We start from the raw sequence: 12829 nt of genomic DNA on the forward strand, positions 1-12829 counted from the left end.
CAGACGCTGCCATCGAAGGCATGCAAGCCACGGTAAAACGCCTAGACGACGTCACCCCCAAAATCGACCAGCATATGCAACAAGCCGCCCAAGAAATCGGGCAGCGAGTTAATAAAGCACTGGATGAGTATCAGGGGGAGTTACCACAGGTTGGTGTTACCAATGTGCCGAAGAAATCTAAAGCGCCAGAGCTTTCAGCTCCAGAAGGAAACGATCTCAAAGGTGCCCCAGTTAACAAAGTTAATCCGCCATCACGCAAAACACCTAGTGACTTTACGCAACATAAATCATTAAACCATAGAAAAGGTGCTACTGGTGAGTACAATGCACACCAATTAATGTTGGAGAATGGCTATACACCACTAGGTAAAACCGATGGTAATTACAAGCCAGGTGAACAAGGTATTGACGGAATTTATTTACATCCAAACCCACCACCTGATTTTGTTATTACAGAAGCTAAATATAATACTTCCCCTTTGGGTATGACTGATGATGGTAAGCAGATGCATAATAATTGGGTCACGGATGAGCGATTAGAAAAAGCAGGGATTAGCGAGCAAGACCGCAGAAAAATCTTAAAAGGATTAAGAAGGAATGATGGCACTGTACAAAAACTTCTAATTAGGAACACATTAGATGATAGTTTGATTGTAACTGAGCTTGATAGTGTTGCCAAAAAAATTGTAAAGCCCATAACCCTTTAATGAGTTGAACATATGTTAAGAGATACAATAAAAGATAAAAATTACTTTGATGATAGAGTTGCTTTTAAGCGTGAGTGCATAGAGGAAGATATAGAGGACTTAAAAAACGATGGCTCATTGTCATTGAGCTCAAAAATGCAAATTGCATTTGGGCTTGTTAGTGACTCTACGTATTTGCTCCATCAAAAGTACTCTCGTGGTGATAATCTAGCAGAATTTAAACCCTTATTGCTAGATACACTAACTTATCGTCAATGGCAAAAGGATTATGCCGATGCTCTGCCTGAACATGAACAAGTTATGCGAATTGACTCGGAAGAGTTACATGAAGATGATATGAGAAGAACTATTATCTGGCTCAGTTTCGCTTACTGTTTAAATATGGGAAGAGATTACTACTTGCAAGCACTAACACTGATTGCTAATCAAGGACAAGACGCTTTACTTGATAAATTAGCTGTTGAATTAGGTGACACCAATCGCGAGGTCGCTACGGATACTCTATTCAAAAAGCGTTTCGGTAAACTATATAACGTTGTAGAAGGAAGTCCAGAACAGCGGCCATCTCTAGTTAAAGCTTACCTTGACGCTTGGTACAAGGCAGAGGGTAACCCCGATTATCATTTAATGGACAATGATGCTTATATTGGTTATTGGTGTTGGGGAGCTGCTTTAGTTGTTAAATTATTCAATATTGATGACAGCAGCTTTATTGACCACCCATACTACCCCAAAGACCTCGTACATTGGCAAGATAATCAGTAGGAGATAAAGGTGCGCGATACACGGAGAAGTAACGATTATTTCGAAGAGTTCTTAGTCGACATCGAAGTTGGCATTAAAGAAACACAGGAAGCCCTCGATGCAGGTAATTTTACCACACCTAGCGAGCGAGTCGATGTTGCCCAGCGTATATATCAGCTCGCGATTATGCGAGCGATAGCGCACTACTCATATGGTGCTCACCTTGGGGATGTTAAGCGCTATACCGAAGCGATTTTGCCGTATCGCAAACAACTGACTCACTACTGTGATAAGTTACCTGCAAATCATCAAATATACCGCCATGCTTTTGAAAAGTTGGGCGGGCAAATCGATGCTGTCGGCTCCCCTAATATCAATCGTTATATCTACACTTTGTGGTGGCTGGCACTTTTACAAGCCTGTGATGTCGCTCCAGCTCATATTCAAGAAGTGCTCGATGTTATTGGCGAACGCGGCAAAGACACCTTACTTGATAATGTAGCCATTGCACTTGGTGATAACGATAGACCTATTTCGCCCACACTCTATTACCCTGAAATCTATCAAAACCTTTCACTCGCTTTTACAGTACCCAATGAACAAAAGCCTGATTTACTCAACCAATTTGCACAAAGTTGGTACAACAAGTTAGAGGGTTTGGCGGACTGGCATGATAATCACACCTGTGAATGCGAATTCGAGTACACGGATTATTACATTGGCTATTGGTGCTTTGAATTAGCTTTAGTCGCTAATATTCTAGAAATACCAAGAGAATCCTTAGAAGATAGTGTTTATGTTCCGGTTGATTTAATCAGATAAACTTCTGCGCATGATTTTTAAGAAAGGATAGGCTGAACCACTTGGGTGTTGCTGGGCTAGGCAGCTAACCTTCACCGACAGTAGTCGCCCCTCGATTTCCATGATACCGATTATCGACCAAGTCATGGATTTACGAGATATCATTGCCAATGTCATGTTACTGACCGACGATGATGAAGCCAACGACACCGACGCTTGGCTTGCCTTTACCCTAACGGGTATTGGTTTAGTGCCAGTTGTGGGCTCAGCAGTCAAAGGCGTAGGTAAGGTTATCTTAAAAAATACTGGAGAATCCCTCTCGGCTGCGCTTGCCGTTTTACGCAAGCTCGGCAAAGGCGACCCAGTTAAATACCTAAGAGACATCAACTGGCAAGACCTAGGAAAACAATCCGCCACGGAAGTTAAAAACATCGTCAAAGGCCTGCGCGATTCACTCGATGAAATGTCTAGCAGTTGGCACTACGACCTACTACTTCCAGACGCCGCCATCGAAGGCATGCAAGCCACGGTAAAACGTTTCAGTTTATAGGGAGTTTCCGGTATGGATGAGGCAGCAAGGTTTGCGTTGAGAACAATGGGCCCTACCACCCAAGTGAATATAGAATTAGAACGGTGTAAGTAAGGAGGTTAGAATAATGACCAAACAATTTGAAATAGATGAAGATTTCGAGTGGTTTCTTGAAAAATTTGAAGAGCCTACTGAAAAACATCAAGCCCCAGCAGAAATAATAAAAAAGTTTGAAGGTAAACTGCCTACTAGATTATTAGAATATTGGAGTGAATACGGGTTTTCTGGTTTCGGGGAAGGGCTTTTTTGGTTAACTAATCCCGATGATTATGATGATACCTTAGATGCATGGCTTGGAGATACAGTTATCGTCGAGCAAGACACATATTATGTAATTGCTCGCAGTGCATTTGGTGAGCTATTCTTATGGGGAGAGAAATTTGGACATAAATATCTAATCGACCCATCTCACGGTTGGATTATAGAGAAAGAAGGTAATGCCGAAGACATAGCAGTTGGAGAAGAAAACGATGCCATACAGTTTTTCTTTAGTGCAAAAAGGCCAACATCGCTGGATATAGATGATACGAGTGGAGGCTTACTTTTTGAGAAATGTAAACTTCGATTATCTCAATTAAAATATAACGAAATGTATGCTTTTGAACCCGCTTTTTTTCTTGGTGGGCAGCCTACCATTGACAATGTCAGTAAAGTAAATATTTTCGCCCATCTAAGTGTATTAGCATCATTTGGTCAGAAAGAAATACTAGACCAACAAGGGCTTATAGCTAAGGCTTATTCATAATAAATGCTCCTGTTATTAAAGTAGCAAATAAAAACCACTTAACTCCTTACCACTAAAAACACTTACTTATTAATTGAAAATGCGATGATGATTAACTTTGAACTCATCGCCAATCAAATTGACGTAAGTGCCACACAAAATATCACCCTTAAGGCGGGTCGCAGCCATCGCAGTGTTATCCAAAGTGATATAAAGCTCAAGGCAGACAACAACCTTACCATCACCGCCCCGGCGGGAAGTCAACTCATTCAAAGCCAAGGTAATATCACAGTAAAAGGCAGTGGCTTTGGCAACCTCACCCTTACAAGACGGTTGCACTATATCGGCTTAGGATTTGAGGATTGAGTGTGATGCCGGGGCGACGTTTTCTCGGTTCGCTCGATCGCGTCGTTTAAAAAAAATAAACGAGGAGCGCATGGATGCGCTTTGATATTAAACATGGAGGTTTATTTTGCTAACGGCTGATAGCTCGAAATTTATCGTAAAGTCAGCCCGTCCTCCTGACAGTTTTCGACGCCCATTCATGGGCTGCGACTACCCGAAAAGCATAACTTCTCGGCGGGTAAACCGCCTCCCACAACGCTATTTACACTGTGAGGCTGGAGCCGCTTTTGAGCTTATAAACTACTCTATTGCTACTGAGAAAGTGGAAATTCCACAAGCAACTTTATTCCCCCTTCATCACACCCGAAAATCCTAAGTCGATATGCAAAGTGCCGACAGGATGTCGGCCAAGTCTTGTCTGGTACAGGGACGTGCCTTACAAGACGGTTGCACTATATCGGCTTAGGATTTGAGGATTAAGTGTGATGTTGGGGCGACGTTTTCTTGGTTCGTTCTTTTTCGTCGTTTAAAAAGAATGAACGAGGAGCGCATGGATGCGCTTTGATATTAAACATGGAGGTTTATGTTGCTAACGGCTGGTAGCTCGGAATTTACCGTAAAGTCAGCCCGTCCTCCTGACTGGTTTCGACGCCTATCCGTGGGCTACGACTACCCGAAAAGCACACTTCTCGGAGGGTGAACCGCCTCCCTACAAAACTATCTGCAATGCTAATTAGGAGGCTATGCTGATAGTTTTTTGTCATTGTTACAAACAGCTTAATTGCTATACCCTCACAGGGAGAGTTATTGCCATGCGCCACGTTGAATTTGGCGAGGTGTGTTACGCCATCCCTCAAATTGTGATTCGACGTTTTCATTAAAATTACGAAAGAGTAGCTCGATGTTTTGTGCAGGTACAATATTGCACGGGTTGCTGCTTTCTTGTCGTAAATACTCGAAAAAAGCGTTGCTGTTGTGCTCGACCATAAATCCCGTAAACAGATAACTATTGGCATATAAGGTGGTACTTTGCATGGTTTGCCACTGATTTTCGCTATTGAATAGGGTGTTAATATCAAGCTTGGCAAAGCGCGATTTCAAAATCCCTTCTTTCGTTAACCAATCTTCGTCAGAGAGGTAAACTGAAAATTGACCTGTTTCGGTAATTCTTAGGTGCTCAAAATACTCGGCTAAGCCTTCCGTTACCCATCGAGGGGTTACGCCGAAATAGTAAAAAACGAGGGCGTGCACTGACTCATGAATGAGCGTTCTTAGCGTTTCTTCTTCAGTGCGACCGCCATTGATAAAGCCTTGGTTTTGAAACAAGAAGTACATGCCCAAGGTGCCAGCGGGCTCGGCATCGCGAGAGAGGATTAGCTCATTGTAGTCAGCGTCATTGGCGGCAATATGCATGTTCAACTGGATGGGAGATAAGGCTTTTTTATGCGCTAACTGGTTAAAAAAGTGCTTAAACATCATATACACCACGTTGAGGGCTTGCTGTGCCTGATATTCAACATAAGGGCTCACGGGTTCACCCGTTAGATTAAGTTTAAAATTTTCAATGTCGTTGAATTGCGTTTGCAAGGAAAATACTTCGCGCTTTAGTGCTCCGCAGGTAGGTGTTGAGATACCGCTGAACATATTAACAATATCACTGTGCCCGTTTAGGTTATAAAAGGTTTTTTCTGGTATTTCAGGTAGCTGCTGTCTTGTTACTTTTGGTGGTGCAACCGTTAGGTGAGGAGTGGTGTCTGGCTGACTTAAACGTTTTTCGGTATGGGTGTCTAGCTGTATGCCTAATTCAGTCAATAAAGGTTTGATAGACCGCATCGAGTTTGCTGCTGCACTTGGGTAGATAAAATAAAGCGCAAACAATATCAGCGTGATGATAAGTAGTAGGACAAAGACCCGCCAAACCAAAGTGATATCCTTGTGTAATACATGCCCAGAGACTCTGGTTATACTCGATTATTGGTAAACTTGGCAATGGGTAATTTGATTATCGGCTTACTCCCATGGCATTAAATAACATCTACTTTAGTGTGTCATAGCGTATCGTTTGCATGATTTGCCATTCTTTTTTCTACAACAATGTACCCATAATCTAATTCGTTGCCTATACTTTTTGAAAAAATAACAGAGCATACAGATGAAAGTAGTTTGGCCGTTGATTTTACTGTGTTGTGTGGGCGGGAGTGCGAGCGCGTTTGATACTCAGGTGAATATTACGACGGGGCAATGGCCGCCGTACTTAGATCAAGCGAAACAAGATCAAGGCTGTGTGGCTGCTGTGATCCGAGATGTCTTTGCGCTCTCTGATATCAAAGTCCGATTTTTATTTATGCCTTGGGAACGCGCCTATCAAGAGGGAATGAAGGCGGCTTACATTGGTAGTGCTTATTGGTATTACAGTGAGCAAAGGAGCAAAGACTATATTTACACTCAATACCCACTCACTGAAGAAACAGCACGCTTTTATCATCATCGAGATTTAGCGTTTACCTATACGAGTTACGCAGATCTCAAGCCATTTAGATTGTTGCTCAATCAAGGGTTAACTTATCCGCCTTCTCTGCTAGAGGCGATAGAGACGCTTGAAATCAAAACTTCATATGCCACGTATACCAGTAAAAATGTGGCACTGATCCTACGAAACCGTGCGGATATTATGATTATGGACGAAAAATCGGCGAAGTCCTATCAGCAGGAACTGCCTGCGGAAGAAGCGGAGTTATTAGCTGCGCAAGCGATCCCCGCTTTTATCCAAAAAGGCTATTTGCTTATCAATAAGCATCATAGTGAATATGTCGAGTTGTATAACGAAGGGCTTAAAAAATTATGGGCGGATGAAGACTATGTTGCTCAGTATCGTGCTCGCTGCTCTCGTGTGTTTACTGATTGATTGCTTTTTGGTTTTGCTAAAACCAAATAATGTCCTGATCCGTTGCGAAATCATTCATAAGTTAGAATCTAAATTTGTTTTTAATGTTTTTAATGTTTTTAATGTTTTTAATGTTTTTCATAGCCTGTTGGCTATTTTGACGGTATATAAAGCATAAAGAATGTTATTACACATAAAGCCTAATAGTGTATTCAGTGGGATTTTAGAGCATGCTTTGCAGCCAACAATCGTAAAGACTATCTTGAATCGTCATTGGCTGCTTTAGATTTAGACTTGCCTTATCCAAACCGCCTTTCCAGCAGCTTGATTTAGCGTTAAATGGTATATGTCTATCTGGTCTGACCATTTAAATCACCTTTTAAATTTGCCCGATTCTTGGTTAAAGTTTATGCACGCCAACTGTTGTTTTTACACTCAGCTAATTATTGAATTGGGCTGAATTTTGACAGTTGTCATGGATTTTGATAACGTATTGTGCAAATTTGGTATGACCAATTTACCTATGAAGTTAATTCTTACCAAATTGATTAAAATAAGTCAGCGGTCTGGCTAGGTCACATCATAAAAAATTGGCGTTATTTCAATGTCTTTAAAGATTAAAGCAGCAAAATTATCCGACGTAATACTAGAACAGCTTGAGAATATGATCCTCGAGGGCTCGTTATTACCCGGTGCAAAGTTGCCGCCTGAGCGTGAACTAGCTAAGCAGTTTGAAGTGTCGCGTCCATCACTTCGTGAGGCTATCCAGAAATTGGAAGCTAAGGGGCTTGTTACCCGTCGGCAAGGTGGTGGCACGTATGTTAAAAATCAGCTAGAAGAAGGGCTGACTGATCCGTTATTTGACTTGATCAGTAAGCATCCAGAATCTCAGTTCGATTTACTTGAGTTTCGTCATGCATTAGAAGGCATCGCCGCCTACTATGCGGCACTCAGGGGCACAGAGAATGACTTTGCAAAGGTACAACAAAGCTTTGACAATATTGCAGAGATAGGTGATGACTTGATGCAAAAGGCAAGGGCAATTAATGCTTTTCACTTTGCCGTTGCAGAAGCGTCACATAACGTCGTCCTGCTTCATCTTGTAAAAGGGATGCAGTCACTGCTTGAGCAAAACGTGTTGCAAAACTTAACGGTCTTGGTGCAAAAATCAGACGTGAGTGAGCAGCTCGGTGAGCACAGAAAGTTGTTATTAGATGCGGTGATCAATGGTAACCCTGAACAAGCAAGACTTGCTAGTAACGCCCACTTAGCCTTTATCGAAGAAGCGTTATTAGAAGCCGGTAAAGAGCGTTCGCGAATAGAACGTTCACTGCGTAGAACAAAACAGCAGTAATCGGACTTGATTCAGTAAGAATTGGCACAAATAGAATAAATTCGTATTTTAAACATAAGGAACACTCCATATGTCTGAAGTCAATAAAATTGACGTAGACGCGCTAGAAACCCAAGAATGGTTACAGGCGCTTGAGTCGGTCGTAAAAGAAGAAGGCGTAGAGCGCGCTCAGTTCTTGTTAGAGCAAGTATTAGAGCAAGCGCGTCTTGATGGCGTAGATATGCCAACAGGCACTACGACTAACTATGTCAACACTATCCCAGCAGATCAAGAGCCTGCGTATCCAGGGGATGTGAACCTTGAGCGTCGTATTCGCTCTATCATCCGTTGGAATGCGATCATGATCGTACTTCGTGCTTCGAAGAAAGATCTTGAGCTGGGCGGGCATATGGCCTCTTACCAGTCGTCAGCTGCATTCTATGAAATGTGTTTCAACCACTTCTTCCGTGCACCAAACGAGAAAGACGGTGGTGACTTAGTGTATTACCAAGGCCACATCTCTCCGGGTATTTATGCTCGTGCATTTGTTGAAGGCCGCCTAAGCGCTGAGCAGCTAGATAACTTCCGTCAGGAAGTAGACGGTAACGGTATTTCTTCATACCCACACCCTAAGTTAATGCCTGAATTCTGGCAGTTCCCAACGGTTTCTATGGGTCTAGGTCCAATCGCGTCTATCTACCAAGCGCGTTTTCTTAAATACCTAGATGGCCGTGGTCTAAAAGATACGTCTGAGCAACGCGTTTACGCCTTCCTTGGTGATGGTGAAATGGACGAGCCAGAATCACGTGGTGCGATTTCTTTCGCTGCCCGTGAAAAACTAGACAACCTATGCTACCTAATCAACTGTAACCTACAGCGTCTTGACGGCCCAGTAATGGGTAACGGTAAGATCATCCAAGAACTAGAAGGCCTATTTAAAGGTGCTGGTTGGAACGTGATCAAAGTCGTTTGGGGTTCTGGTTGGGATAAGCTACTTGCCAAAGATACTACGGGTAAATTGCTGCAACTGATGAATGAAACAGTTGACGGTGATTACCAAACTTACAAAGCAAAAGATGGTGCCTTCGTACGTGAACACTTCTTCGGTCGTTACCCAGAAACAGCAGCGCTTGTTGCTGATATGACTGACGATGAAATCTTCGCGTTAAAGCGCGGTGGTCATGAGCCATCTAAACTATTCGCTGCATTTAAAGCGGCACAAGAAACCAAAGGTCGTCCAACTGTGATCTTAGCTAAAACTGTAAAAGGTTACGGCATGGGCGCTGCGGCTGAAGGCAAAAACATTGCTCACCAAGTTAAGAAAATGGACATGACACACGTAGCACACCTACGTTCACGTCTAGGCCTAGATGACTTGGTATCTGATGAGCAATTACAAGAGCTACCTTACTTGACGCTAGAAGAAGGGTCAAAAGAGCACGAATATCTACATGCTCGCCGTAACGCGCTTCACGGTTATACACCTAAGCGTTTACCTAACTTCACAGAAACGCTTACGCTACCTGAACTAGATGCATTTAAACCGCTTCTAGAAGAACAAAAGCGTGATATCTCAACCACAATGGCATACGTTCGTGCGCTTAATATCTTGTTAAAAGACAAGAATATCGGCAAGAGCATTGTTCCAATTATTGCTGATGAAGCACGTACCTTTGGTATGGAAGGTTTATTCCGTCAAATCGGTATTTACAACCCGCACGGCCAAAACTACAGCCCAGAAGACCGCGATATCGTTTCTTACTACAAAGAAGCAACGTCAGGTCAGGTACTACAAGAAGGTATCAATGAGCTAGGCGCGATGTCTTCATGGGTTGCAGCGGCAACGTCATACAGCACGAACGACCTACCAATGATCCCGTTCTATATCTACTACTCAATGTTTGGTTTCCAACGTGTAGGTGATATGGCGTGGATGGCGGGCGACCAACAAGCGCGTGGCTTCCTATTAGGGGCAACTGCCGGTCGTACAACGCTAAATGGTGAAGGTCTACAGCACGAAGATGGTCACTCACACATTCAAGCAGGTACAGTGCCTAACTGTATTTCTTACGACCCAACGTTTGCATTTGAAGTAGCGGTTATTCTACAAGATGGTATCCGTCGTATGTACGGTCCAGAGCAAGAGAACGTGTTCTACTACCTAACGCTCATGAACGAAAACTACCATATGCCAGCAATGCCTGAAGGCGCTGAAGAAGGTATTCGTAAGGGTATTTACAAGCTTGAAAGCTACACAGGCGATAAAGCACAGGTTCAGCTAATGGGCTCGGGTACTATTCTGAACGAAGTACGTAAAGCGGCGCAGATCCTAAGCGACGATTACGGTATCGGTTCAGACGTATTCTCTGTAACGTCATTTAACGAGCTTGCTCGTGACGGTCAAGATGCAGAGCGTTTCAACATGCTTAACCCAGAAGCAGAGCAAAAAGTGGCTTACATCACCAGCGTACTTGGTGACGCGCCAGCAATTGCTGCTACGGATTACATGAAAAACTACGCTGATCAAGTACGTGCATTTATGCCGAGCGCATCTTACAAAGTACTTGGCACAGACGGTTACGGTCGTTCAGACAGCCGTGAAAACCTACGTCGTCACTTTGAAGTGAATGCCGGTTACGTGGTAGTTGCTGCACTTGGCGAGCTAGTTAAGCAAGGCAAAGTTGAAAAATCAGTAGTGACTGACGCTATCAAGAAATTTGATATCGACACCACCAAAACTAACCCACTTTACGCATAAGAGGACGAGTGATGGCAATCGAAATTCATGTTCCAGATATTGGTGCCGATGAGGTTGAAGTAACCGAGATCCTAGTAAGCGTAGGTGACACGGTTGCAGAAGAGCAATCGCTTATCACTGTTGAAGGCGACAAAGCATCAATGGAAGTACCTGCCTCTGTGGCGGGAACAGTTAAAGAAATCAAAATAGCGGAAGGCGATAAAGTATCGACTGGCTCTTTGATCATGGTTTTTGAAGCGGCAGGTGAAGAAGCACCGGCAGAGCAACCAGCAGAAGAAGCTAAGCCAGAAGCAAACGCCTCTGGCAAGACAGAAGTGAAAGAAGTTCACGTACCAGATATTGGTGGCGATGAAGTTGAAGTAACTGAAATCTTAGTAGCTGCGGGCGATGTTGTTGAAGAAGAGCAATCGCTTATCACGGTTGAAGGCGACAAGGCTTCAATGGAAGTACCAGCACCATTTGCAGGCACTATCAAAGAAGTGAAAATCAACGCGGGTGACAAAGTGTCAACCGGTTCATTGATCTTCATCTTCGAAGTGGCAGGTAGCGGTGATGCACCTGCGACTACCGAAGCTGCAGAAGCGCCTGCTCAAGAGCAAGCACCTGCTGCATCAGCTGAAAAAGAAGTGCATGTACCAGATATCGGTGGCGACGAAGTTGAAGTTACTGAAATCATGGTTGCTGTTGGCGACAGCGTTGAAGAAGAGCAATCGCTTATCACGGTTGAAGGCGACAAGGCTTCAATGGAAGTACCAGCTCCGTTTGCAGGTACGATTAAAGAGATCAAAGTCAATGCCGGCGACAAAGTATCAACGGGTTCTTTAATCTTCGTATTCGAAGTGAAAGGCGCGGCACCTGCACCTCAGGCAGCTGCTAAAACTGAAGAAAAACCAGCTCAGCCTGCGGCTTCAGCGGCAAAATCTGAAGCACCAAAAGCCTCTGCACAAAAAGATGATTTTGTAGCGAATGATCAGTATGCCCACGCATCACCTGTGGTACGTCGTTTAGCGCGTGAGTTTGGAGTTAATCTAGCTCGCGTTAAAGGTACAGGTCGTAAGAACCGTGTACTAAAAGAAGACGTACAAAACTACGTGAAAGAGCTGGTTAAGCAAGTTGAATCTGGTCAAATCGCAAAAGGTGGCAACACTGGCGGCGGTGAGCTTGGTCTTATTCCTTGGCCAAAAGTAGATTTCAGCAAGTTTGGTGAAATAGAAGAGAAGAAACTTTCTCGCATCAATAAGCTATCGGGTGCAAACCTTCATCGTAACTGGGTACAAATCCCACATGTTACGCAGTTTGACGAAGCAGATATCACTGAGCTTGAAGCGTTCCGTAAAGAACAGAATGTGCTAGCTGAGAAGAAGAAAATGGGTGTGAAGATCACGCCATTAGTATTCGTGATGAAAGCGGCTGCAAAAGCACTTGAAGAGTTCCCAACGTTTAACTCTTCACTATCTGAAGATGGTGAGAGCTTAATCTTGAAGAAATATGTTCACATCGGTATCGCGGTTGATACACCAAATGGTCTAGTGGTTCCTGTTGTTCGCGACGTGAACAAGAAAGGCATCATTGAGATATCACGCGAGTTGATGGAAATTTCCAAGAAAGCACGTGACGGTAAACTGACGTCTGCTGATATGCAGGGCGGCTGTTTCACTATCTCAAGCCTAGGTGGTATCGGCGGTACGGCGTTTACGCCAATCGTAAATGCTCCTGAAGTTGCGATTTTGGGTGTTTCTAAGTCAGACTTCAAACCGAAATGGAATGGTAAAGAGTTCGAGCCGCGCCTAATGGTGCCGCTAAGCTGTTCATACGACCATCGTGTCATTGACGGCGCGCTAGCAGCTCGCTTTACTGTGACACTTGCAAACTACCTAAGCGATATTCGCCAGCTAGTAATGTAAGAATAGAAACCGCATGACTTAGGTGATGCGGTTTTCTTGT

Annotated in this window: 11 protein-coding genes and 1 pseudogene; 10 read left to right on the forward strand and 2 right to left on the reverse strand. The window is 43.7% G+C overall.

Annotation, left to right across the window (positions count from 1 at the left end; all coding sequences use genetic code 11):
* The 6 genes and pseudogenes from L3V43_RS13865 to L3V43_RS13890 form a co-directional block, all read left to right on the forward strand.
* Nucleotides 1-707: pseudogene (locus L3V43_RS13865) on the forward strand (hypothetical protein); the annotation flags it as partial.
* A gap of 12 nt (nucleotides 708-719) precedes the next feature.
* On the forward strand, nucleotides 720-1472 hold the full coding sequence (locus L3V43_RS13870) for a PoNe immunity protein domain-containing protein (RefSeq protein WP_237116767.1): 753 nt from the start codon (nucleotides 720-722) through the stop codon (nucleotides 1470-1472).
* Nucleotides 1473-1481: 9 nt separating this feature from the next.
* Complete coding sequence (locus tag L3V43_RS13875) at nucleotides 1482-2273, forward strand: PoNe immunity protein domain-containing protein (RefSeq protein WP_237116768.1); 792 nt, start codon at nucleotides 1482-1484, stop codon at nucleotides 2271-2273.
* A gap of 100 nt (nucleotides 2274-2373) precedes the next feature.
* The gene (locus L3V43_RS13880) at nucleotides 2374-2802 is read left to right on the forward strand and encodes a hypothetical protein (protein WP_237116769.1); all 429 of its coding nucleotides are present in this window, start codon (nucleotides 2374-2376) and stop codon (nucleotides 2800-2802) included.
* A 106-nt stretch (nucleotides 2803-2908) separates the two neighbouring features.
* Nucleotides 2909-3586, forward strand: a complete 678-nt coding sequence (locus tag L3V43_RS13885) for a GAD-like domain-containing protein (protein WP_102056228.1) — start codon at nucleotides 2909-2911, stop codon at nucleotides 3584-3586.
* A gap of 84 nt (nucleotides 3587-3670) precedes the next feature.
* Nucleotides 3671-3931, forward strand: a complete 261-nt coding sequence (locus L3V43_RS13890; RefSeq protein ID WP_102056229.1) for a hypothetical protein — start codon at nucleotides 3671-3673, stop codon at nucleotides 3929-3931.
* A 783-nt stretch (nucleotides 3932-4714) separates the two neighbouring features.
* Here L3V43_RS13890 and L3V43_RS13895 read toward each other — a convergent pair.
* Nucleotides 4715-5833 (reverse strand): DUF1570 domain-containing protein, encoded by a 1119-nt coding sequence (locus L3V43_RS13895; protein ID WP_237116770.1) that lies wholly within the window; start codon nucleotides 5831-5833, stop codon nucleotides 4715-4717.
* A gap of 229 nt (nucleotides 5834-6062) precedes the next feature.
* On the opposite strand from L3V43_RS13895, the gene L3V43_RS13900 reads away from it, so the two are divergent.
* Complete coding sequence (locus tag L3V43_RS13900) at nucleotides 6063-6815, forward strand: transporter substrate-binding domain-containing protein (RefSeq protein ID WP_237116771.1); 753 nt, start codon at nucleotides 6063-6065, stop codon at nucleotides 6813-6815.
* 202 nt (nucleotides 6816-7017) lie between these two features.
* Here L3V43_RS13900 and L3V43_RS13905 read toward each other — a convergent pair whose 3' ends face one another.
* Nucleotides 7018-7161: a hypothetical protein gene (locus tag L3V43_RS13905; protein WP_157782819.1), complete on the reverse strand. Its 144-nt coding sequence runs from the start codon at nucleotides 7159-7161 to the stop codon at nucleotides 7018-7020.
* 237 nt (nucleotides 7162-7398) lie between these two features.
* On the opposite strand from L3V43_RS13905, the gene pdhR reads away from it, so the two are divergent.
* From pdhR to aceF, 3 genes are all read left to right on the forward strand, one after another.
* Nucleotides 7399-8148, forward strand: coding sequence for a pyruvate dehydrogenase complex transcriptional repressor PdhR (pdhR, locus tag L3V43_RS13910; RefSeq protein WP_010370324.1), 750 nt, complete (start codon nucleotides 7399-7401; stop codon nucleotides 8146-8148).
* Between the two features lie 70 nt (nucleotides 8149-8218).
* Nucleotides 8219-10885 carry a pyruvate dehydrogenase (acetyl-transferring), homodimeric type gene (gene aceE, locus L3V43_RS13915; protein ID WP_206471282.1) on the forward strand — a complete coding sequence of 889 codons (2667 nt, stop codon included), beginning with the start codon at nucleotides 8219-8221 and terminating at the stop codon, nucleotides 10883-10885.
* A gap of 11 nt (nucleotides 10886-10896) precedes the next feature.
* Nucleotides 10897-12789: a pyruvate dehydrogenase complex dihydrolipoyllysine-residue acetyltransferase gene (gene aceF / locus L3V43_RS13920; protein WP_237116772.1), complete on the forward strand. Its 1893-nt coding sequence runs from the start codon at nucleotides 10897-10899 to the stop codon at nucleotides 12787-12789.
* The last annotated feature ends 40 nt before the right edge of the window (nucleotides 12790-12829 follow it).

The sequence above is a fragment of the Pseudoalteromonas sp. L23 genome, assembly GCF_021728455.1.
GTDB lineage: Bacteria > Pseudomonadota > Gammaproteobacteria > Enterobacterales > Alteromonadaceae > Pseudoalteromonas.